General features: G+C 69.6%; 19 protein-coding genes. 14 read left to right on the top strand and 5 right to left on the bottom strand.

Annotated elements, in window-relative coordinates; genetic code table 11:
• The first annotated feature begins 40 nt into the window (after window positions 1-40).
• Entirely contained in the window at window positions 41-1,501 is a 1,461-nt protein-coding gene (gene gnd, locus AC1RIF_RS04330; protein WP_492600159.1) for an NADP-dependent phosphogluconate dehydrogenase, read from the top strand.
• 66 nt (window positions 1,502-1,567) lie between these two features.
• Here the strand turns inward: gnd and AC1RIF_RS04325 are convergent, their stop codons facing one another.
• A complete protein-coding gene (locus AC1RIF_RS04325; protein WP_492600158.1) occupies window positions 1,568-2,071 on the bottom strand; it encodes a nucleoside deaminase in 504 nt (167 codons plus the stop codon).
• A 155-nt stretch (window positions 2,072-2,226) separates the two neighbouring features.
• Here AC1RIF_RS04325 and AC1RIF_RS04320 point away from each other — a divergent pair, with 155 nt between their 5' ends.
• The 8 genes from AC1RIF_RS04320 to AC1RIF_RS04285 all read left to right on the top strand — a co-directional run bounded on the left by AC1RIF_RS04320 (window position 2,227) and on the right by AC1RIF_RS04285 (window position 11,461).
• The gene (locus AC1RIF_RS04320; RefSeq protein ID WP_492600157.1) at window positions 2,227-3,609 is read left to right on the top strand and encodes a DEAD/DEAH box helicase; all 1,383 of its coding nucleotides are present in this window, start codon (window positions 2,227-2,229) and stop codon (window positions 3,607-3,609) included.
• A gap of 5 nt (window positions 3,610-3,614) precedes the next feature.
• Window positions 3,615-4,478, top strand: coding sequence for a DMT family transporter (locus AC1RIF_RS04315; protein WP_492600156.1), 864 nt, complete (start codon window positions 3,615-3,617; stop codon window positions 4,476-4,478).
• A gap of 88 nt (window positions 4,479-4,566) precedes the next feature.
• Complete coding sequence (locus AC1RIF_RS04310; protein WP_492600155.1) at window positions 4,567-5,637, top strand: pirin family protein; 1,071 nt, start codon at window positions 4,567-4,569, stop codon at window positions 5,635-5,637.
• A gap of 41 nt (window positions 5,638-5,678) precedes the next feature.
• A complete protein-coding gene (locus tag AC1RIF_RS04305; protein ID WP_492600154.1) occupies window positions 5,679-7,115 on the top strand; it encodes a GuaB1 family IMP dehydrogenase-related protein in 1,437 nt (478 codons plus the stop codon).
• A 322-nt stretch (window positions 7,116-7,437) separates the two neighbouring features.
• Window positions 7,438-8,811 carry a hemolysin family protein gene (locus tag AC1RIF_RS04300; RefSeq protein WP_492600762.1) on the top strand — a complete coding sequence of 458 codons (1,374 nt, stop codon included), beginning with the start codon at window positions 7,438-7,440 and terminating at the stop codon, window positions 8,809-8,811.
• The gene (locus AC1RIF_RS04295; protein WP_492600153.1) at window positions 8,804-9,892 is read left to right on the top strand and encodes a hemolysin family protein; all 1,089 of its coding nucleotides are present in this window, start codon (window positions 8,804-8,806) and stop codon (window positions 9,890-9,892) included. The genes AC1RIF_RS04300 and AC1RIF_RS04295 overlap by 8 nt, the downstream gene beginning before the upstream one ends.
• 5 nt (window positions 9,893-9,897) lie before the next feature.
• Entirely contained in the window at window positions 9,898-10,776 is an 879-nt protein-coding gene (locus tag AC1RIF_RS04290; protein WP_492600152.1) for a 3-methyladenine DNA glycosylase, read from the top strand.
• 154 nt (window positions 10,777-10,930) lie between these two features.
• Window positions 10,931-11,461 carry a hypothetical protein gene (locus tag AC1RIF_RS04285; protein WP_492600151.1) on the top strand — a complete coding sequence of 177 codons (531 nt, stop codon included), beginning with the start codon at window positions 10,931-10,933 and terminating at the stop codon, window positions 11,459-11,461.
• Window positions 11,462-11,550: 89 nt separating this feature from the next.
• On the opposite strand, the gene lplAB is transcribed toward AC1RIF_RS04285, so the two are convergent.
• Window positions 11,551-12,600 carry a lipoate-protein ligase LplAB gene (lplAB, locus tag AC1RIF_RS04280; RefSeq protein WP_492600150.1) on the bottom strand — a complete coding sequence of 350 codons (1,050 nt, stop codon included), beginning with the start codon at window positions 12,598-12,600 and terminating at the stop codon, window positions 11,551-11,553.
• A gap of 109 nt (window positions 12,601-12,709) precedes the next feature.
• Here lplAB and AC1RIF_RS04275 point away from each other — a divergent pair, with 109 nt between their 5' ends.
• Window positions 12,710-13,186: a hypothetical protein gene (locus AC1RIF_RS04275; protein ID WP_492600149.1), complete on the top strand. Its 477-nt coding sequence runs from the start codon at window positions 12,710-12,712 to the stop codon at window positions 13,184-13,186.
• Between the two features lie 51 nt (window positions 13,187-13,237).
• Here the strand turns inward: AC1RIF_RS04275 and AC1RIF_RS04270 are convergent, their stop codons facing one another.
• Window positions 13,238-13,594: a VOC family protein gene (locus AC1RIF_RS04270; RefSeq protein WP_492600148.1), complete on the bottom strand. Its 357-nt coding sequence runs from the start codon at window positions 13,592-13,594 to the stop codon at window positions 13,238-13,240.
• Between the two features lie 282 nt (window positions 13,595-13,876).
• On the opposite strand from AC1RIF_RS04270, the gene AC1RIF_RS04265 reads away from it, so the two are divergent.
• The 4 genes from AC1RIF_RS04265 to AC1RIF_RS04250 all read left to right on the top strand — a co-directional run bounded on the left by AC1RIF_RS04265 (window position 13,877) and on the right by AC1RIF_RS04250 (window position 21,296).
• The gene (locus tag AC1RIF_RS04265; RefSeq protein ID WP_492600147.1) at window positions 13,877-15,694 is read left to right on the top strand and encodes a multicopper oxidase family protein; all 1,818 of its coding nucleotides are present in this window, start codon (window positions 13,877-13,879) and stop codon (window positions 15,692-15,694) included.
• Window positions 15,695-16,079: 385 nt separating this feature from the next.
• Complete coding sequence (locus AC1RIF_RS04260; RefSeq protein ID WP_492600146.1) at window positions 16,080-18,263, top strand: malate synthase G; 2,184 nt, start codon at window positions 16,080-16,082, stop codon at window positions 18,261-18,263.
• Window positions 18,264-18,410: 147 nt separating this feature from the next.
• Window positions 18,411-20,150 carry a VWA domain-containing protein gene (locus tag AC1RIF_RS04255; RefSeq protein WP_492600145.1) on the top strand — a complete coding sequence of 580 codons (1,740 nt, stop codon included), beginning with the start codon at window positions 18,411-18,413 and terminating at the stop codon, window positions 20,148-20,150.
• A 3-nt stretch (window positions 20,151-20,153) separates the two neighbouring features.
• Window positions 20,154-21,296, top strand: a complete 1,143-nt coding sequence (locus tag AC1RIF_RS04250; protein WP_492600144.1) for a metallophosphoesterase — start codon at window positions 20,154-20,156, stop codon at window positions 21,294-21,296.
• A 155-nt stretch (window positions 21,297-21,451) separates the two neighbouring features.
• On the opposite strand, the gene AC1RIF_RS04245 is transcribed toward AC1RIF_RS04250, so the two are convergent.
• Both AC1RIF_RS04245 and AC1RIF_RS04240 read right to left on the bottom strand, forming a co-directional pair.
• Window positions 21,452-21,877, bottom strand: coding sequence for a hypothetical protein (locus AC1RIF_RS04245; protein WP_492600143.1), 426 nt, complete (start codon window positions 21,875-21,877; stop codon window positions 21,452-21,454).
• 50 nt (window positions 21,878-21,927) lie between these two features.
• On the bottom strand, window positions 21,928-22,803 hold the full coding sequence (locus AC1RIF_RS04240; protein WP_492600142.1) for a class I SAM-dependent methyltransferase: 876 nt from the start codon (window positions 22,801-22,803) through the stop codon (window positions 21,928-21,930).
• Between the last annotated feature and the right edge of the window lie 273 nt (window positions 22,804-23,076).

Here is a 23,076-nt window from a genome sequence, read left to right as displayed (position 1 = left end):
CGGTTCGCGCTTTGCGGGGCCGACGGGGGAAGCTGTAACCATGACCATCGAGACCTCTGCCAGCACCGAGGCTGCCCGCGCCCAGATCGGCGTTACCGGGCTCGCCGTTATGGGATCCAACATCGCCCGCAACTTTGCCCGCCACGGTCACACCGTGGCGCTGCACAACCGCAGTGTCGCCAAGACCGATGCGCTGATCGCCGAGCACGGTGACGACGGTGATTTCGTCCGTACCGAGACCATCGAGGAGTTCGTCGGCGCGCTGCAGAAGCCGCGACGCGTGCTGATCATGGTCAAGGCCGGTGACGCCACGGATGCGGTCATCGAGGAGCTCGCGAATGCAATGGAGCCCGGGGACATCATCATCGACGGCGGCAACGCGCTGTACACGGACACGATCCGTCGTGAGGCCGCGCTGCGTGAGCGTGGCCTGCACTTCGTCGGCGCCGGGATCTCCGGTGGCGAGGAGGGCGCGCTCAACGGCCCGTCGATCATGCCCGGCGGCCCCAAGGAGTCGTACGCGGCGCTCGGCCCGCTGCTCGAGTCGATCTCGGCGCAGGTCGACGGCACGCCGTGCTGCACGCACATCGGCCCGGACGGCTCGGGTCACTTCGTGAAGATGGTGCACAACGGCATCGAGTACGCCGACATGCAGCTCATCGGCGAGGCCTACAACCTGTTCCGTGACGCCCTCGGCTTCGACGCCGAGCAGATCGCCGACGTGTTCACCGAGTGGAACGCCGGTGACCTCGAGAGCTACCTGGTGGAGATCACCGCCGAGGTGCTGCGCCAGAAGGACGCCAAGACCGGAAAGGCCCTGGTCGATGTGATCGTCGACGCCGCCGAGCAGAAGGGCACCGGCCGCTGGACGGTCAAGGCGGCGCTCGACCTGGGTGTGCCGGTCACCGGCATCGCCGAGGCCGTGTTCGCACGCGCGCTGTCCGGCTCGCGCGAGCAGCGCAAGGCCGCGCAGGGCCTCGCGTCCGGTGAGCTGGGTGCGAAGCCGACCGATGTCGAGCAGTTCACCGAGGACATCCGCCGCGCGCTGTACGCGTCGAAGATCGTCGCGTACGCGCAGGGCTTCGACCAGATCCGCGCCGGCAGCGACGAGTACGGCTGGGATCTCACCCCGGGCGATCTGGCGACGATCTGGCGCGGCGGCTGCATCATCCGCGCCCGCTTCCTCAACCGCATCAAGGAGGCGTACGACACCAACCCGGATCTGACGTCGCTGATCGTCGAGCCGTACTTCCGTGAGGCGATCGAGAACGCGATCGACAGCTGGCGTCGGGTCGTCGTGACCGCGACCTCGCTGGGCATCCCGGTACCCGCGTTCGCGTCGTCGCTGTCGTACTACGACGGTCTGCGCGCCGATCGCCTGCCGGCCGCGCTGACCCAGGGTCAGCGCGACTTCTTCGGCGCCCACACCTACGAGCGCGTCGACATGCCGGGCAAGTTCCACACCCTCTGGAGCGGTGACCGCTCCGAGATCGAGGCCTGAGCCTCGTCGGTGGACATGTGACGGGGGCGGACGCGACCAGCGTCCGCCCCCGTCACACGTCTACGGTCAGGCTCCGTGGAGCTGCCGGTGCAGCACGTGCACGTCCTCGACCAGTTCCGGGATGGGCCCGACCACCGTGACACCGGGGGCGACAGCCTGGATCGGTAGCGGGGTCACCGGCGCCGGCGCCACGCCCATCTCAGTGAGCCAGCCCACCAACTGTTCGGTGGAGGCGACGTAGACGATCCGGCCCAACCCCACCCAGGCGTGCGCGGCCGCGCACATCGGGCAGTGCTCACCCGAGGTGTAGACCGTCGCGCCGGCACGTTCCTCGGCGCTCAGGTTCTCGGCTGCCCAGCGGGCCAGCTCGAACTCGGGGTGCCGTGTGCTGTCGCCGTCGGCGATCCGGTTGCGGTCCTCGGCGACCGCGGTCCCGTCTGCGGTCGCGAGCACCGACCCGAACGGCTCGTCGCCGGCCAGCAGGGCATCGGCGGCGAGTTCGATGCACCGCTGCAGATGCCGGAACTCGACTTCGGACACCGGCGATCCGGAACGATCGGATTCGGACACGACTACCTCCTCGGGCGCTGCGGGCGTCGGACTCGTCCGCACGAAGTCCTCGATTGTGTCACCCGGCGGTAGCCTGTGACTTCACGCGCGACCTGCGTTCGTGCCGGGTCTGCGGCCCAGCACCCCACCGGCCCTCACGGAGGCACCCCATCCCGATGTCCGACCGCCCCGACGTCACCACCTTCGCTCAACTGGGGCTTCCGCCCACGCTCGTACACGCGCTGGGGCGCGACGGGGTGAAGATGCCGTTCCCGATCCAGGAGGCGACGATCCCGGACATCCTCGCCGGACGTGACGTGCTCGGCCGCGCGCCGACCGGTTCCGGAAAGACCCTGGCGTTCGGTCTGCCGATGCTGGTGCGGCTCATCGGGAAGGCGAGTCGGCCGGGCCGGCCCCGCGGCGTGGTGCTGGTCCCCACCCGCGAGCTGGCCGCCCAGATCGACAAGGCGCTCGACGAATCGGCGCTGGCGCTGGGACTGCGGATTGCGCTGTTGGTCGGTGGCGTGCCGTTCAAGGCACAGGCGGTGCGACTGTCCCGGGTCGCGGACGTCGTGGTCGGTACACCCGGGCGGATCGCGGACCACCTCGCCCAGGGCACCATCGTCCTCGACGACGTCGTCGTCACCGCGGTCGACGAGGCCGATCACATGGCCGAACTGGGCTTCCTCCCGCAGGTGACGGAGGTGCTCGACCGCACGCCCGCGCAGGCGCAGCGGCTGTTGTTCTCCGCGACGCTCGACGGCGAGGTCGACGCCCTGGTCCGCCGCTATCTCACCGATCCGGTGCTGCACGCGACCGCGCCGCCGGAGGCGTCGGTCGAGACGATGACGCATCACGTGCTGTATGTCGACCGGGCCGACAAGCCGGAGGTCGTCTCGCGGATCGCGTCCCGTGCGGGACGCACGCTGCTGTTCGTGCGGACCAAGCACGGCGTCGACCGGTTGCACGAGCAGCTGCGGGCCGTCGGCATCGATGCGGGTGCGCTGCACGGCGACAAGCCGCAGGGGCACCGGACACGGACGTTGGCGGAGTTCGCCGACGGCACCCGCCCGGTGCTGGTCGCCACCGACGTCGCCGCGCGCGGCATCCACGTCGACGACGTCTCCCTCGTCGTGCACGTCGATCCGCCGACCGAGGCCAAGGCGTACCTGCACCGTGCCGGCCGCACCGCCCGGGCCGGTGAGTCCGGCGCGGTGGTCACGCTGGTGACCGAGGACGAGCGGTCGGCCGCGGCGAAGGTGATGCGCGCGGCCGGCGTCGAGGCCGAACCGATCACGGTCGGGCCGAACGATCCCCGGCTGGCCACCGTCACCGGGGCGCGCCGCCCCAGCGGCGTGCCGGTGCCGGAACCGGTGGCCCGCGAGGTCGCGAAGGACGAGCGGCCGACCCGGGTGTCCCTGCGGGGCACGGCGCTGCCGCCCCGTGGCTCCACACCGCAGAAGGGCCGCGGCGGGGCGCAGCAACCGGATCGCGGTGACGGACGTCGGGCCCGGCCCGGTGCGGCACCGCGCGGCCGCCGACGCCGCGGGGGTGCCTGAGTCCGATGCTCGCCTCCGTCCTGTGCGCCTTGATCGCCGCTTTCCTGTTCGCGTGCGCCTCGGTCGCACAGCAGAGCGCGGCGTCGCAGGTCCCGGAGGAACAGTCGCTGATCGCCGGTCTGGCGCGCAGTCCCCGCTGGTGGGCGGGACTGCTCGGTGACGGCGGCGGCTACCTGATGCAGGTGGTGGCGCTGGCACTGGGTTCGGTGCTGGTGGTGCAGCCGCTGCTGGTCACTGCACTGCTGTTCGCGTTGCCGCTGTCGGCGCGGTTCTCCGGGACCCGGTTCCCGCGCAGTTCGTGGGGGCTGGCGCTCGCGCTCAGCGCCGCGCTGGCGGTGTTCCTCGTCGTCGGCAACCCGACCGAGGGCGGCACCGACGCGCCGTGGTCGCAGTGGGCCGTCCCGCTGACCGCGACCGTGGCCGTCGTCGCGGTCGCGACGTCGATCGGCCTGTCCCCGCGGGTGGCCCCGGGACGACGGGCGCTGCTGCTCGGCGGCGCGAGTGGCGCGCTGTACGGGGTGGCGGTGGCGTTCACCAAGTACGTGACCGATCTGTTCGAGCACGGGTTCGTCGAGGTCATCGGCGCCTGGCAGACGTATGCACTGCTCACGGCCGGGATCGTCGGTGTGTATCTGCAGCAGCGTGCGTTCCAGGTCGGCCCGCTGTCGGCGTCGCTGCCGGCCATGACGATCGGCGAACCCGCGATCGCGATCTTCCTCGGGATGGTGGTGCTCGACGAACGCCTGCGTGTCTCCGGTGTCGGCGTCGCGGTCATCGTCGTCGCCGGGGCCGTCATGGTGTGGACGACGATCGCGCTCTCCCGCGATCAGGCCACACGGCGACCGGCGCCCGCTCCGGTCGCGGACTGACGGGAATGTCCGACGTTCGGTCGGCGTTGACAGCCGTGAGATTGAAATCAAATGTTCAACTATCGGCTCCGACACCCCTGGAGGAACCATGGGCGCACGCACCCGTACCGGACAGACCTTCCGCCTCGGCGGACCGTGGCCGGGACTGGATCCGTTCCTGTTCGCGGTCCACCACGTCGACCACTATCCGGAGGGCACCGCGGACATGACGCCCGCCGTCGACGTCTCCGACCGCCCGCTGGGTCAGGACTTCGGGCATCCGTCCGGCTGGAACATGTACCACGGCACCACGGTGCCCGGGTTCCCCGCGCACCCGCACCGCGGCTTCGAGACCATCACCGTCGTCCGGCGCGGCTTCGTCGATCACGCCGACTCCACCGGTGCGTCAGCCCGCTACGGCGGCGGCGACGTGCAGTGGGTCACCGCGGGCGGCGGGGTCAGCCATTCGGAGATGTTTCCCCTGCTGAACCGGGACCGCGACAACGACTTCGAGCTCTACCAGATCTGGCTGAACCTGCCGGCCCGCAACAAGTCCGCGCCGCCGGAATTCAAGATGCTCTGGAACGAGGACATCCCCGACGTCGAGGTCACCGGCGGCGGAGACTCGGGCACCGGGACCGCGCACGTGCGAGTCGTCGCCGGACGGTTCGGGGACCGGGACCCGCTGGCGCCGCCCGCCCGCTCGTGGGCGGCCGAGGACGACGCCGACGTGGCCATCTGGCTGGTGGACCTCGAACCGGGCGCGGTGGTCGACCTCCCCGCCGCGGCCTCACCCGACGCCCGGCGCGTGCTGTACGTGCACGGCGACGGCGCCCGCGTCGACATCGACGGCACGTCCCTCGAATCCGGGTGGGGTTATGCGCCCGACGACAGCGACGCCCTGTCCCTGCGCGCGGACACCAAATCGACGGTGCTGATGCTCCAGGGGGTGCCGATCGCAGAACCGGTCGCATCCCAGGGCCCGTTCGTGATGAACACCGAGCGCGAGATCGCCGCGGCCTACAACGATTACCGGACCACCCGGTTCGGCGGCTGGCCGTGGCCGTCGGAGGCACCCGTCCACGACCGCGAGGTGGGCCGCTTCGCCCGCTACGGCGACGGACGGCTCGAGCGTCCGGATTCGGCACCGGCGAACGAGACGGACTCGGCGCCCGCCTGATTCCCGGCGCGGCGCCGGTCCGGGCAGTACGCTCGGCCACTGTGGAGTTCCTCGAAGGGCATCGCCCGCCGTACGACCTCACCTACGACGACGTGTTCCTCGTCCCGAACCGGACCGACGTCGCGTCACGTTTCGACGTGAGCCTCGCGACGTCGGACGGGTCCGGGACCACGATCCCGATCGTCGTCGCCAACATGACCGCGGTCTCGGGACGCCGGATGGCCGAGACCGTCGCCCGTCGCGGCGGGCTGGTGGTCATCCCACAGGACGTGCCGTCGTCCGCGGTCGCCGAGACCGTCGAGTTCGTCAAGAGCCGGCACCTCGTGGCGGACACGCCGATCACCCTCGATCCCGAGGACGCCGTCTCCGATGCGCTGACGCTGCTGCACAAGCGCGCGCACCGGGCCGCCGTCGTCGTCGAGGACGGCAAGCCGGTCGGGGTACTCACCGAGTCGTCCTGTGCGGGCGTCGACCGGTTCACGCGCGTCGGCGCCGTCGCCGTCCGCGACTTCGCGACCGCACCGGTGACCGCGACCCCCCGCGAGGTGTTCGCCCTGCTGGAGTCGCGGCACGACCCGCTCGCGGTGATCGTCGACGCCGACGGCCTGCTCACCGGTGTCCTCACCCGCACCGGCGCCATCCGGGCCGGGATCTACACCCCCGCGGTCGACCAGCACGGCAAACTGCGCATCGCCGCCGCGGTCGGTGTCAACGGCGACGTCGCGGCCAAGGCGAAGGCCCTCGCCGACGCGGGCGCCGACCTGCTGGTGCTCGACACCGCGCACGGACACCAGCAGCGGATGCTCGACGCGCTGCGCGCTGTCGCCGCGCTCGGCCTGGGCGTGCCGCTCGTCGCCGGCAACGTGGTGTCCGCCCGCGGTACCCGGGACCTGATCGAGGCGGGCGCGAACATCGTCAAGGTCGGCGTCGGCCCGGGTGCGATGTGCACCACCCGGATGATGACCGGCGTCGGCCGTCCCCAGTTCTCGGCGGTGGCCGAGTGCGCGGCCGCCGCGCGCGAGTTGGGCGCGCACGTGTGGGCGGACGGTGGCGTCCGGCATCCGCGTGACGTCGCGCTCGCGCTGGCGGCGGGCGCCGCGAACGTGATGGTCGGGTCGTGGTTCGCGGGAACCTACGAGTCGCCCGGCGAGCTGCGGATCGACCGGGACGGCAACCGGTACAAGGAGAGCTTCGGGATGGCGTCCAAGCGGGCCGTCGCGGCCCGCACCATCGACGACACCGCGTTCGACCGCGCCCGCAAGGGCCTGTTCGAGGAGGGCATCTCCACGTCGCGGATGCTCCTCGACCCGGCGCGACCGGGCGTCGAGGACCTGCTGGACCACATCTGCTCCGGCGTCCGCAGCACCTGCACGTACGCCGGCGCCCGGACCCTCGACGAACTGCACGACAAGGCGATCGTCGGTGTCCAGTCGGCGGCCGGGTTCGCCGAGGGACGTCCACTCCCGACCGGTTGGTGACACCCACGCGAACAGCGCGATCGTATGTCTGTTTCATCCCATTCATGCCTCGGCCGGTACAGTGGAAGCTCTATTTCCGGAAATATGCTCGGCGCAGCATCCGTTGTTCGTGACGTACCGCGCCGCCCGACAGAGAGGACCCAGGTGCCCGAGGCACCCATACACACGCCCCCCGACGCACCCTCCGTAGCAACCTCCCCGGGCTCGAATGCCGAGTCCGCCGGTGTCGAAGGTTCCTCCGAGACCTCGGAGGGGTCCTCTACCGAGCCGGGAGACAAACCCGGCGGCCCCGAACTACTCGGTGGGCGGTGCTGACGTGAACATCGCAGGCATCGCCCTCACCACCCTCAGCCTGGTCGGCTTCGTAGCCTTGACCGCAGGCACCGCCATCTTCGTGGCGGCAGAATTCTCACTCACCGCACTCGAGCGCAGCACCGTCGACGCCCACGCGCGTGACGGTGATCGACGCGCCCGACAGGTCCAGCACGCGCACCGCACGCTGTCGTTCCAGCTGTCCGGCGCCCAGCTCGGCATCACGATCACGACGCTGATCACCGGTTACCTCGCCGAACCGGTGCTGGCCCGGTTCATCACCCCACTGCTCGACGCCATCGGGCTGTCCGCCTCCACCGCGAGCGGAATCTCGCTGGCGCTGGCCCTGATCATCGCGACGTCGTTCTCGATGATCTTCGGCGAACTCGTCCCGAAGAACCTCGCCATCTCCCGGCCGCTGCCCACCGCCCGCGCGACCGCGGGCCTGCAGGCCGGCTTCTCACTGATCTTCAAGTGGGCGATCAACGGCCTCAACGGCACCGCCAACTGGGTGGTCCGACGCCTCGGCATCGAACCTGCGGAGGAACTGCGCTCCGCCCGGTCCCCGCAGGAGCTCGGGTCCCTGGTCCGGACGTCCGCCGAACGCGGTTCGCTGGACGCCGGGACCGCGCTGCTGGTGAACCGCTCGCTGCGGTTCGGCGAGCTCAGCGCCGAGGAATTGATGACGCCGCGCGTGAAGATCGAGTCCCTCGACACCGACGCCACCGTCGTCGACCTCATCGACGCCGCCTCACGCACCGGGTTCTCCCGGTTCCCGATCGTGGACGGCGACCTCGACAACACGGTCGGCGTCGTGCACATCAAGCACGCGTTCACGGTCCCGGCGCCGCGTCGCGCCGTGACACGGCTCGACAGCCTCGCACAGGCCGTGCCCGTCGTCCCGTCCACGCTCGACGGCGACTCGGTGATGGAGCAGATCCGCTCCGACGGCATGCAGGTCGCGCTCGTCGTCGACGAGTACGGCGGCACCGCAGGCATGGTCACCATGGAGGACCTGATCGAGGAGATCCTCGGCGACGTCCGCGACGAGCACGACGAACCGGAGATCGACGTCCAGCGCGTGGGTCACAGCTGGTCCTGCTCGGGTCTGCTGCGCACCGACGAGATCACCCGGGCCACCGGGTACACCGCCCCCGAGGGCGAATACGACACCCTCGGCGGCCTGGTCCTCACCTGCCTGGGCCGGATCCCGGTCGAGGGCGACGAGGTACCGCTGCCCGACTCGCACGGCAACCCGATCGGCCCCGACGGCCGCGGCTGGATCGCCCGGGTCCTGACCATGGACGGCCGCCGGATCGACCGGGTGCTGCTGACCCCGGTCCCCGCGATCGGCGTGACACGGGAGGAGAACCACCGTGGGTGACCTGTTCGGTGTTCTACTCACCGTCGTCCTGCTGGCCGGCAACGCGTTCTTCGTCGGCGCGGAGTTCGCACTCATCACCGCCCGCCGCGACCGCCTCGAGGCCCTGCACGCGCAGGGCAAGAAGCGGGCCCGCACGGTCATCACGGCAGGCGAGAACCTGTCGCTGATGCTCGCCGGCGCGCAGCTGGGCATCACGATCTGCTCGATCCTGCTCGGTAAGGTCGGCGAGCCGGCCATCGCGCACCTGATCGAGGCCCCGATGGGCGCGCTGGGCGTGCCCGACGGCCTGCTCCACCCGATCGCATTCACGATCGCGTTGTCGCTGGTCGTGGTCCTGCACATCCTGCTCGGCGAGATGGTCCCGAAGAACATCGCGATCGCCGGACCGGAGAAGACCGCGATGCTGCTGGTGCCGATCCACCTCGGGTTCATCAAGTTGGTGCGCCCGCTGATCGGCTTCTACAACATCAGCGCCAACGGCATCCTGAGGATGCTGCGGGTCGAACCGAAGGACGAGCTCGACGCCACCGTGTCGGCGATCGAACTGTCGGAGATGATCGGCGAATCCCACACCGAGGGCCTGATCGACGAGGAGGAGCACCGGCGGCTGACGCAGGCGCTCGAGACGGAGGGCCGCACGGTCGCCGACGTCATGATCCCGTCCGACAAGGTCCGCACGGTGCCGCTGTCCGGCAACGGCACCACCCTCGGTTCCGTCGAGGAGGCGGTCATCGAGACCGGCTACTCGCGGTACCCGGTGCGCGACGCCGACGGTGCACTGGTCGGCTACCTGCACCTCAAGGACGTGCTCGACCGGGTCGCCGACGAGTCGGCCGGACCGGAGACGGTGATCCCGCGCTCCGACATCCGACGGCTGCCCCGCATCTCGGTGACCCTGCCGCTCGACGACGCCCTCGCCGGGCTACGTCGCGCCAGCTCACACCTGGGGGCCGTGGTCGATGCGTCCGGCAGCGTGATCGGTATCGTCGCGCTCGAGGATCTGGTCGAGGAGTTCGTCGGCACCGTGCGCGACGGCACACACCGGATCGTCGATGTGATTCCCGGTCAGAAGGCGGTCTGAGAGTTGTGAGTTCGGCAGTTCTGCCGGAAGAGGTGTGGACTGCCCGACGAGACCGCCACCGCGAGGTGGTGGCGGATCTCGTCGGGCCGCACCTGCGACGTCGCGCGGCCGGCGAGCGGCACCCGGTGCACGACTTCCTGTTCATGTACTACAGCGTGCGCCCGAATCTGCTGCGCCGCTGGCATCCGGGATTCGGCACCGCGCTCACCGGTCCCGCGGCGACCGACTACCTGAAGTACGCCGGCTACGCGGCCACCGAGTGGGGGGTCAGCGTCTCCCCCGACGTCCTCGAGCACCGGCGGGAGACCGTCGAGTTCATTGCCGCACTGCTGTCCGCGACCGCGCAGCGGCGCCCGCACCTGAGCTGCTTCGGCCTGCACGAGTGGGCGATGGTCTACCGCGGCGGCGACGAGGCGGTACGGCACTCGCAGGTCCCGCTGCGGCTCGGACACACCGGCACCGACGAGGTGGTCGAGTCGATGAGTCTGCGCTGCACCCACTTCGACGCCTTCCGCTTCTTCACCCCCGACGCGGTCCCCCGCAACGAGACACCGCTCTCGCGCGACGAACAGGTCGCGCGCGAACAGCCGGGCTGCCTGCACGCCGGGATGGACCTGTACAAGTGGGCCACCAAGCTCGGGCCGCTCGTCGAATCCGAGTTGGTCATCGAGTGTTTCCGTCTGGCAACGGACGCGCGGGAACTCGACATGAAGGCCAGCCCCTACGACCTTTCCGACTACGGCTACGAGCCCGTCCGCATCGAGACCCCGCAGGGCCGCGCCGACTACGTCCGCGAACAGATCGCGCTGGCCGAGCGGGCCGCTCAGTTGCGAGCCCGCCTGGTCGACCGGTGCCGGGGACTGCTGGCCACCATCCCCGATTAGATATTTCCCACCGTCACATATAAGTTGGTCGACGGTCTGGGGGGACATTTCGAGCACATCTCGCGCGTCAACCGCAGCCCTGCGGCGCCCGCCCGGGACGCCGATGCACACCATCGCCGCGTCCCACGCGGCACCGAACTCAGGGGGAATTCTCATGGCTCGCCATGCTGCGAAGCAGAACCGTTGGGCGCAACGCGCCGTCGTCGCCGGCGCGTTGCCGGTCGCGATCGTCGCCGCCTCGGCCGGAACCGCGCACGCACAGGACACCGGATCCGCGAATATCCCTGCGCTGCCGGACGTTCCGCAGATCCAGGCTCCGCCGCTGTACAACCCGTACGACCTGAACGCGCGACCGTTCAGTGTTCTGCAGCTCGGGTACGCACCCACGCCCCAGCAGCGCGTCGCGGACTACACCGACACCGGCCAGTTCCTGGGAGCTACGGCCGGCCAGGTGATCGGGGGTTCGTTGGTCGGCGTGCCCGTCGCGGCCATTGCCACCGCCGTTGTCGCAGCGGGTGGTCCCGTTTCCTGGCCGGTGACGTTGGGGCCCGCTGTTGCCGCGACGGCTGCAGCAACGCTGATCGGAGGGTTCGCCGGCGGTTCCGTGGGGGCCGACCTCGGCGCCAACGCCGCTACGGATCTTGCCAACCAGCACAACGCCGAAGGCCGCACCGGATCGCTGTAGCAGTCGAGCCGTCGCGCCCCGCGCGCGAATCGACGTCCCGCGCGCACCATTGCGCACGCACGGCGTCGATTCGCGCGCGGCGCCGGCGGTCACGGCACGCGGTAGGTCCACTCCGGGGCTGTGAACTTGGCGTCGACAAGCTCGCGCGCGGCGGCCAGTTCGGCGTCGGTGTAGGTGCTGGTGTGGGTGTCGTAGCGGGCGCGGAAATGCGCGAGGAAGGCGGCGATGATGGCGTCGCGCGCCATGCCGGTCTGCGAACGCATCGGGTCGACCCGCTTACCGGAACTGGTGATGCCCTTGTCGGAGATCTTCTCCCGCCCGATACGCAGCACGTCGGTCATCTTGTCGGCATCGATGTCGTAGGCCATTGTCACGTGGTGCAGCACCGCACCGGCCGCGAAACGCTTCTGGGCGGCGCCGGCGATCTTGCCCTGTTCGGAGGCGATGTCGTTGAGCGGCACGTAGCGGGCCTTGATGCCGACGTCGGCGAGCGCGCCCATCACCCATTGGTCGAGGAACTCGTAGGAGCGTTCGAAGCTCAACCCGTCGACCAGCGAGGTCGGCACCGACAGCGAGTAGGTGATGCAGTTGCCGGGCTCCATGAACATCGCGCCGCCGCCGGAGATGCGCCGGACGATCCCGATGCCGTGCCGGGCCGCGGCCTCCTCATCCACCTCGTTGCGCACCGACTGGAACGACCCGAGCACCACCAGCGGGGAATCCCAGTCCCAGAACCGCAGCGTCGGACGGCGCTCGCCGATCGCCACCTCACGGGTGATCACCTCGTCCAGCGCGACGTGCATCGCCGGGTCCAGCACCACCGGCTCGATGACATCGAAGGTGTGGTCGAGCCAGCTCGTCGCATGGCCGAGGGCACGCCGGATCGCGATGCCCACCGATTCGGGGGTGAAGCCGATCATCGAGACGTCGTCGCCGAGCCGGTCGGAGATCGCCTTGCCCAGCTGCGCGGCGTCGGCCGCCACGGACATGCCGGTGACCGATGCGGTGATCTCGCTCAGCGCCTCGTCGGGTTCGAGGAAGAAGTCACCCGACACCGCCACCCGGGACAGCTGTCCGTCCTCCACCTCGATGTCGACCGCCACGAGCTTGCCACCGGGAACCTTGTATTCACCACGCACGACAGAAAGCGTATCGGTGAGTGCGACAGCGCAGTGATGCGGCAACCGGGGACCCCTACTGTGTGATCGTCGGCGGGCAGTGCCGAGCTCACGGGACGAGAGGATTTCGATGACCGAGATGACGAATCAGGAAGCGGCAGTAGAGCTGCAGGCGACGATGTTCGACCTGCTCGGCCGGATCGCGGGGCTCGAACGGGACGTGTTCCGCACCGTCGGCGCGGACGATGCCGAGTTCGCAGCCGCGCACCGCGCCGTCGTCGACTTCGCCGAGTTCACGCTGCGCCCGTGGCATCGGGCCGCCGAGGAGCATCTGTATCCGGCAGCTGCACCGGTGGTGCGTGCGCAGCTGCTGGTGGAGGGTCTGCGTGGCGAGTGGCAGACGGTGGAACAGGCGTACTCGCGGCTGTCGTGTGTGAGCACCGACCGGGTCCGCATCGTCGCCGACATCAGCGCGCTGCGTGTGTTGCTCGTGGTCCTGCTGGGCAAGACCATGGACCTGCTCGTTCCGGTGCTCGCGGAAGACGGCGTTCCGCTCGCCGACGCCGCGGCGAAGATGGCCACCGCGGCCGTCGGGCAATCGGCATAGCGCGGTGACGGCCCGCAACGTCACACGCTGCGGGCCGTCACCTTCACCCGACTACTTGCGGGCGAGCGGGCTGTAGAACACCAGGCCGTTGCCGTTGTTGTCGTAGACCACTGCACGGCGCTCGTGGGCGTCGTCGTACGGGCCCTTGATGATGGCCCCGCCGCCTTCCTCGATCGCCTTCGCCGCCGCATCGACGTCGGCGGTCTTGATGCCGACGACGACCTTGCCGGGGATCGGGTGGTCGACGGCGGTCGCAAGCGCGATCGTCACCGATCCGCCGTCCAGGGCGGCGAAGTGTGCGCCGTCGCGGAACTTCAGCGTCATCCCGAGGGTCCCGGTGTAGAACTCGAGGGCCTCGTCCAGGTTCTCGACCGACAGCATGATCATCTTGGCGTCGTAGTCGCTCACTCGTGCCTCCTGTACTTGGTCAACTTCGGCACGGGTGGCGGTGAGTGAGCCGAGCGGACACGTTCGGACTTCACCAACGGCGCATTGTGCTCGATCATCCTTACGCACAGCCGGTGCCCACACACCTCGACCCGCCGTCGGTGAAGCGCACAGGGACCTCAGGCCCTACGGCAGCGGGTCGTTCGGGTGTGACCGATAGCGGCGTGTCACTTCCGACCCGCCGGTAACATCCCGACGAGTTGCATCTCCATTGAGGCCTTACACAGCCAAAGGAGTTCGACGATGAAAATTTCACGACGGGGATTCTTCGGAGTGACGAGTTCGATCGCGGCGCTCGGCTGGCTGGGGACGCCGGGGGCCTCGGCAGCACCGGGTGTGCCCGTTCCACCGCTGCCGGTCCCGATCCCGGATCTACCGCCACCGACCGACCCGAGTCCGCTGAACTTCTCGTCACCGCCGCTACGCCGGTTCGTCACCGAACTTCCGCGGCTGCCGAGTACGACGGCGTCCGGAACGCTCACCGCACAGTCCAGCACCCACACGTACCACCCCGATCTGCCGGCTACGACGGTGTTGGGCTACCACGCCGGTATTCTCGGCCCCACTCTCGAGGCTCGTCGCGGCACGCCGACGACGGTGTCGTTCACCAACTCGGTCGGCGTCAATCCACTCGGCGACGCCGTCGACCTGACAATGCACGGCGCCACCGAGGAAGACCGGACGAATCCGCGGACGACGGTGCACCTGCACGGCGCGCCGAGCCGTCCGGACTCGGACGGGCACCCCTTGATCGCGTGGCGGCGTGGCGGCACGCAGACCAACCACTACGCCAACACCCAGGAGGCCGCGACTCTCTGGTACCACGACCACGCGATGGCGAACACCCGACTGAACGTGCAGGCCGGGCTCGCCGGGTTCTATCTGCTTCGCGACGAGTTCGACACCGGCCGCGCCGACAACCCGCTCGGGCTGCCTGCCGGGGAGTTCGAGGTGCCGATCATCGTGCAGGACCGCATGTTCAATGCCGACGGCACGCTGCAACCGCGGATGGCCCGCTACCAGCCGGCCGGCTACAACCAGGGTAACCAGTTCGGGGACGTTGCCGTGGTCAACGGAGTCGCATGGCCACGCATGACGGCGCGGCGCACGCTGTATCGGCTACGACTGCTGCAGGGCTCGAACTCCCGCACCTACCGGTTCGGGTTCTCGAATGGGATGCGGTTCAAGGTGATCGGCGGCGACCAGGGCCTGCTCGACGCGGCCGTCGACACCGACCACATCGTCATGACCTCCGGGGAGCGCGCCGACCTGCTGGTGGACTTCTCGGCGCTCGCGCCGGGCGAGTCGGTGACACTCGTCAACAACGCCCTCAACAGTTCCGGCAATGCTGTGCTCGCGGTCCCGGCGCTGCGCGAGATCATGCGGTTCGACGCGGATCGGGCAGCGGTCGCACCGGCTCGGATGCCGGAGCGGCTGCGCGGCGGACCGGGGCTCCCCCCGGTAGTCGCGCCCGCCACCACCGATGGCGTAACCCGCACCCGGGTCATGACGTTCCTGGCACGCTTCGACCTGAACCGGACGGCCGCGGTGCTGCCACTGTTGGGGACGATCAACAATCTGCCGTTCCTCACCGACGACGTCGACGTCGCCCGGGCCGGGACAACCGAGATCTGGCACATCGTCAACACCTTTCCGTTCGAGCATCCGGTCCACCTGCACCTGGCCCGGTTCCGGGTACTCGGCCGGCAGAAGCTGTGGACGGCCGGCTACATGGCGGCCTCGCTCCCGCCGCTCGAGGACGATATCCGCTGGGCGCCGGATCCGGCCCCGTTCCTCATCGGGGAGCAGGCGCCGCCGGCCGCGTGGGAGGCGGGCTGGAAGGACACCACGCTCGTCGAATCCGACGCGGTCCTGACCATCCTCGTGCACTGGCCCTCGGTCGACGACCTCGGCTTCGACCCGGACTCACCGATCCCGGTCCCGAGCGACGCGGAGGGGCACCACGGCACCGACCAGGAGATCCGCGGGTACACGTGGCACTGTCACAATCTCGAACACCAGGATCACGACATGATGCAGCAGATCCGGGTGCACGGGTAGGCGCCCACCTCCCGCTTGCGCGATCGCGTACGCGGCGGCCCGGCGTGCGCGCGGCACCGCTCGCCGCCGACACTCGACCGCTCAGCGTCCCGCATCCCGGGCGTCACAGCCCGTCGCGCGGTGATGGCGACCGGCCAGTATCATCTGTGCACGATCGGCCAACTCGCCTTTCATGATCGAGTCTGCATCCGGACGCGAACCGTTCGTCCCACCGCAGTCGGCGCCCACCTCACGCGCCTCAGCTCTTCAGCTGTATTCGTCGATGCCCCGGCAGCCGCACCGGACTGATCTCCTCCGGAAGCTACCGCCGGGTAACATTGTTGTCGTCCCGTTCGGCGTCCCGCCGTGGATGCCGCTGGTGGTACCGGAAAAGTGAGGCAGTTCAATGACTGAACGCGTGCAGGTCGGTGGTCTTCAGGTCGCCAAGGTTCTCTACGACTTCGTGAACGATGAGGCTCTTCCGGGCACCGGCGTGAGCCCGGAGGCGTTTTGGGAGGGTGCGGGCAAGGTCTTCGCCGACCTGGCGCCGAAGAACAAGGCGCTGCTCGCCAAGCGTGACGACCTGCAGGCGCAGATCGACGCGTGGCATCGCGAGCGCGCCGGCAAGCCGCTCGACGCCGCCGAGTACAAGGCGTTCCTGCAGGAGATCGGTTACCTGCTGCCCGAGCCGGCGCCGTTCCAGGTCGCGACCGAGAACGTCGACGCCGAGATCGCCACGACCGCCGGCCCGCAGCTGGTGGTGCCGGTGCTCAACGCGCGTTTCGCGCTCAACGCGTCCAACGCCCGCTGGGGTTCGCTGTACGACGCCCTGTACGGCACCGACGCGATCTCCGAGGACGGTGGCGCGGACAAGGGTAAGGGCTACAACAAGGTTCGCGGCGACAAGGTCATCGCGTGGGCCCGGGACTTCCTCGACACTGCCGCCCCGCTCGCGAAGGGGTCGCACACCGAGGCGACCCGTTACTTCGTCGTCGACGGCAAGCTGGCCGTCGAACTGGGCGGCGAGGTCGTCACGACGCTGGCCGAGCCGGAGAAGTTCGTCGGCTATCTCGGCGACGGCGACAACCCCACCTCGGTGCTGCTGCGAAACAACGGACTGCACGTCGAGATCGAGATCGACCCGACGTCGCCGATCGGCAAGACGGACGGCGCCGGCGTCAAGGATGTCGTGCTCGAGTCGGCGATCACCACGATCATGGACTTCGAGGACTCCGTCGCCGCCGTCGACGCCGACGACAAGGTGATCGGCTACCGGAACTGGCTGGGACTCAACCGCGGCGACCTGTCCGAGTCGTTCGACAAGGGCGGCAAGACCGTCACCCGCACGCTCAACGGTGACCGCACCTACACCACACCCGACGGCGGCGAGCTCGCGCTCCACGGCCGCTCGCTGCTGTTCGTGCGCAACGTCGGACACCTGATGACCAACCCGGCCATCCTCGACGCAGACGGCAACGAGTTGCCCGAGGGCATCCTCGACGCCCTGATCACCAGCGCCTGCGCGGTCCACGGCCTGAGCATCGACGACGACCACGGCCCGCTGAACAACAGCCGCACCGGCTCGATCTACATCGTCAAGCCCAAGCAGCACGGCCCCGAGGAGGTCGCGTTCACCACCGAGCTGTTCGGCCGCGTCGAGGACGTCCTGGGTCTGCCGGCGAACACGCTCAAGGTCGGCATCATGGACGAGGAGCGCCGCACCACCGTCAACCTCGCGGCCTGCATCAAGGAAGCCGACCAGCGAGTGGTGTTCATCAACACCGGCTTCCTCGACCGCACCGGCGACGAGATCCACACCTCCATGGAAGCCGGCGCGATGGTCCGCAAGGCCGACATGAAGAAGCAGACGTGGATCGCCGCGTACGAGGACTGGAACGTCGACACCGGGCTCGCGACGGGTCTGCAGGGCAAGGCACAGATCGGCAAGGGCATGTGGGCCATGACCGACCTGATGGCGGACATGCTCGCCCAGAAGATCGGCCACCCCAAGTCCGGCGCCAACACCGCGTGGGTGCCGTCCCCCACGGGCGCGACCCTGCACGCCACGCACTACCACCAGGTTGACGTCTTCGCGGTCCAGGACGAGCTGAAGGGCAAGCCGCGCGCCACGATCGACGAGATCCTCACGATCCCGCTCGCGCCGTCCACCGACTGGTCGGATGCGGAGAAGCAGCAGGAACTCGACAACAACTGCCAGTCGATCCTCGGCTACGTGGTCCGCTGGATCGACGCGGGCGTCGGCTGCTCCAAGGTGCCCGACATCCACGACATCGCCCTCATGGAAGACCGCGCAACCCTGCGTATCTCGAGCCAGCTCCTCGCGAACTGGCTGCGCCACGGCATCGTCACCGAGGCCGACGTCGTCGCCAGCCTCGAACGCATGGCGCCCGTCGTCGACCGCCAGAACGACGGCGACCCCACCTACCGCAACATGGCGCCGGACTTCGACTCCAACATCGCCTTCCAGGCGGCCAAGGAGCTGATCCTCGAGGGCGGCAAGCAGCCCAGCGGCTACACCGAGCCGATCCTGCACCGCCGTCGCCGCGAGTACAAGGCCGCCAACGCCTGATCTCGTCGAACCGGCCTGCACGCGGCCCCGGCACCGTCACAGGTGCCGGGGCCGCGTGCGTCGGGATGTCCGTATTCGCAACTAGACTGCGTTCGTCAGGGCCGGTCAGGAGCCGGTCCTTCGGTGTGAAGCAAGGCGGTTGAACACGTGGGGCAACATCGCAGTGACCGACGGGCACGCGGCGTCAGCAAGGGCCCGGTCATCGCCGTGGTGTCGGTGATTCTGCTGGTTCTCGCCGTTGTCGGCTGGTTCCAGCTGCGGGACCGCACCAGCGATCAGGGATCGGCAGCGGCCGGCGCGTGCGTCGAAGGCGACGCCACGCTCGAGGTGGCCGCATCCCCGGACATCGCCGACCAGATCCGCGAGCTGGCGGCCCGCTACACCGCCACCGATCCGGTGGTGCGGGATCACTGTGTGTCCGTGTCGGTGACCGCACACGACTCGGAGGCCGTCGCCGAGGCGCTGAGCGGCGCGCCCGACGGTCCGTGGAACGCGGATCTCGGCCCGGCCCCGGCGCTGTGGATCCCGTCGAGCAGCCAGTCGGTCAACCGCGCAGCCGCTGTCATCGACGGACAGCCCAAATCACTCGCCACCAGTCCCGTGGTGCTCACGGCCCCGAAGGAACTGGCGCTCGCCCTCACCGCGGCGGGCAGCGGGTGGCAGAACCTGCCCGCGCTGCAGTCCGGCAAGGACTCGCTCGCGGGACTCGGTCTCGGCGGTTGGGACTCCCTGAAGCTGGCTCTGCCCGCGGGCTCCCCCACCGATCAGGCGCTCGACGCCGTCGCCGCGGCCACCGCAGACGTCGGTTCGGGCCCCCTCGACGAGACGCAGGCCGCGTCGCCGAAGGTGAACGCCGCGATCGCCGCACTGGCGAACGGCAGCAAGGCCATCGAGGGAGTCCCGACCTCGACCACAGATGCCATCTCGGCGCTCGCCGACCAGCGCGATCCCGCGACGGCCACCTTCCATGCCGTCCCGTCCACCGAGCAGCAGCTCCGCGCCGTCGGCGACAAGGCGTCCGGACTGGTCGCCTTCACACCCGCCGGTGCGACTCCGGTCGCCGACCATCCCGCCGCGATCCTGTCGGCACCGTGGGTCGACGAGACCCTCAGCCGAGCCGCCGCCCAGCTCACCGACTTCATGCGTCAGCCCGAGCAGGCCCAGTACTTGGTCGACGCCGGCTTCCGGGTCGGCGACACTTCCCCCGCCGCAACCGAGCAAACGCCGATGCCCCCACTTGGGCAGGTGCTCGCGCCGGCCAGCGGACCGGCCCAACAGCACCTACAGCAGACGTTCGCGAATCCCGCCGTCCCGCAGGCCACCACGATCCTGCTCGACGTCTCGGGCTCGATGGGCTACGACGACGGCACCGGCACCCGTCTGAGCAACACCGTCGATGCGCTGTCCCAACAGATCGCGAACCTGCCCGACTCGTCCGACATCGGCCTGTGGGTGTACAGCCGCGGGCTCGACGGCAACAAGCCGTACCTGGTGAAGGTGGCCACCGGGTCTCTGTCCGAGGGCACCCGACGGTCACAGCTGGAGAGCGCGCTGCAGTCGCTGCGCCCGGCGACCGCGACGTCGACGTACGCGTCGGTGATCGCCGCGCACAAGGGCGCGGTCGACGGCTTCGTGGCCGACCGCCCCAACTCCGTCCTGCTGATCACCGACGGGCCCAACGACGACACGTCCACCTCGAAGCAGCAGCTCACCCGTGCGCTGACCGGTTCGTCGAAACCGGTCCGGGTCGACGTCGTCTCGATCGCCGAGAACAGCGACCAGGCCACCCTGCAGGCGATGGCGGAACAGACGGGTGGAACCTTCACCGCGGTGGCGTCCACGCAGGGCCCCGACCTCGGTGCCGCACTCGCACAGATGCTGTCGTAGGTCATGGTTCGCATCGCGATCTTCGGCGTCTTCCTGGCGCTGGTCAGTTGGTGGGTGCACCGCCGCCTCGTCCGTGCCACCGGCCTGACCGGGCGCGCGGCCCGCGCCGTCGACATCGCACTGATCGTCCTGTGGGCACTGGCCCTCATCGGTGTCGGCAGCGGCGAGGTGTTCGACCCGGCATGGGCCCGCATCCCCGGTTTCGTCGGCTGGGTGTGGCTCGCGGCGCTGCTGTACCTGGTGCTCGGGTTGGCGTTGGTGGCAGCCGGATCCGGAATCGCCCGCCTGACGGGGCGACCGCAACCCACCGACCCGTCCCGGCGCCGCGTGCTGCGCGGGGCGACCGCCGCGGTCGCGGTCGCCGCCGTCGGCGCGGCCGGCTACGGCGTCACCGAGGCGCACACACCGCGCATCGAGCGTGTGCGGGTGCCGCTGCGGCGGTTGCCGAGCCAGTTCGCCGGCATGCGGATCGCGCTCGTGACGGATCTGCACGTCGGGCCCTCACGCGGCGTCGGGTTCACCCGCAAGGTCGTCGAACTGGTCAACGCGCAGAAGCCCGAACTGATCCTGCTGGGCGGCGACCTGGTCGACGGCACCGTCGCGAAGGTTGGGCCGGACCTCGAGCCGTTGCGTGATCTGCACGCACCGCTCGGCGTGTACGGCGTCAGCGGCAACCACGAGTTCTACGCCGGCGACGGCGGCCCCTGGCTGGATCTGTGGGACGAACTCGGCATCCACACGCTCCGCAACGAACGCGTCGAGGTCGCGCGCGGCGGTGCGGTGATCGACCTCGCCGGCATCCACGATCTCACCTCGCCTGCCCCGTTCGAGCCGGACCTGCCCGCGGCGCTGGCCGGACGGGATCCCGACCGTTTCGTGCTGCTGCTGGCGCACCAGCCGAAGCAGGCCGTCGAAGCGTCGGAGCTGGGTGTGGACCTGCAGCTGTCGGGTCACACGCACGGTGGACAGATGTGGCCGCTCGGATACCTCGTCCCCCTGCAGCAGCCGTCGGTGACCGGACTCGACCGCATCGGCGACACCGTCATCTACACATCCCGCGGCGCGGGCGCGTGGGGACCACCGGTTCGAGTGGGTGCCCCGCCGGAGATCACGATCCTGGAGTTGGCCAGCCGCCCGGCGGCGTGACGGGCATCCGCCGCCCTTGTAGAGGCGGCTCGGAACCAGGTACGTCCGTAAGGCGAGATGCCTGCAGTACCGATCGAAACTTCCGAATTCCTAGACATTCCGTCCCGGACCGACTTTGTGCCACGGTGGCGCCAGTTCCTGCGTAGGCGGTGGGATTACGGCGACGGACAGAGAATCCGGCCCGCCTGATCCCAGAACGGGAACATCTCCGGACTGGTCGCTTCCGGCCGGTCGGTTCGCACCCGATCGAGATATTCCAGGAACGTCCGCCCCGGGACACTGGCGGTGATGCACGCTTCGAGGCCGAGTTGCGCCGCCTGTTGGGGCCCCAGTCCCCTACCCCACGGACCGAGATCGCTCATCACATACGCACCGAGGCCCTCTCCCCAGCGGTCGTAGGCCTGCTGAAGCTCGAAGCCGCACCCGGCCGGAATCACCTCGGCACAGGTGACGGTCCGCCCGCGGACAGTGAACGCACTGTTCTCGAGCGGTCGCGCGCCGTTATCCCCCGCAACGTCGGACAACGCCCGCAGCGACACGACTCCCATCCCGAACAGGGCCGCAACCACGAGCACCGCCACCAGTATCCGCGACATGCCTCCCTTTCCCGTCGCCGAGCGCCCCGACCGATCTACGGCCGCTGCGCGTACGTCAACCTGATCCGGTGCCGTGACGTGATCCGACCCTGCTCGTCGCGCCAGCCGTCGACCCGCGCGAGCGCGGCATCCCGGATCCGCTCGAGCTCGCCGGCGGGAATCGCATCCCACAGCTGCCGCTGCCCGTGCGAGCGTGTCCACGTGTACCACTGCTCCGGGTCGTCGAAGTACAGATGGAGATCGAAACTGACGGTGCGTGGATGAACCAGGCCGGCAGTGCGCATCAGCCCCTCGACGGCGGCGTCACTCCCGAAGGGCCCGTTCGGATCCCGCGGATCGACACTGAAGATGCCGCGGTCCCGGTAGGGCCCGAACAGGTCCTCCATCTGCTCCCAGCGTGGATCCCATGCCCCGAACGTCGACACACCCACGGTGCCGTGCGGCACCAGAAGCGATCGCCATGCCGTCAGGGCCGCCGCCGGATCCGGCAGAAAGAAAATCATGAAGGACGCCGTGATCGTGTCGAACACGCCCCGCGGAAGCGTCGGTTCCATCGCATCCATCACCTGGACGGTCACGTTCGTCAGCCCCCGGGCGCGCGCGTCGTGCGCGGTGGCCGCGACCATCTTCGGCGACACGTCGATGCCGATCACGTCCCCGCGGGGGCCGACGGCCTGCGCCAGCCGGAACAGCACCGCGCCACGTCCGCACCCGATGTCGAGCGCGCGTGCACCCGGTCGCAGCCCTGCCTCCTGCACCAGCCGATCCGCGATCGGACCGAAGAAGGGCACCCCGACATTGTCGTAGCTGTCGGCCACGAGATCGAACAACTCCGCGAGTCGCGCAGTCCGCAGCTCGTCCGGCACCTCGACCATCCATCGATCATCTGCCAGCCCAGTCGGGCCGGTCAACGACGATTCGGTATCGGAACGAACCCGTCCCGTCGACGGCTGCCCGACGGGACCGAGTTGTGTGGTGCGGGGACGTCGGGCCGGACCACTTCTCCGTCGGACGCCGACATCAGCGGCCGAATTCGGGATTCCTCAGGGTTCCGTACTGCACGGATCTCCGACTGTCGGCACCACCGCCGATTGCACGAAAGGGCGAGGGAGGGGGGGGGGGGGGGGGGGGGGGGGGGGGGGGGGGGGGGGGGGGGGGGGGGGGGGGGGGGGGGGGGGGGGGGG

The organism is Prescottella sp. GW823-FHT02E09 (genome assembly GCF_058797375.1).
This window is presented reverse-complemented; position numbering and strand designations above follow the sequence as displayed.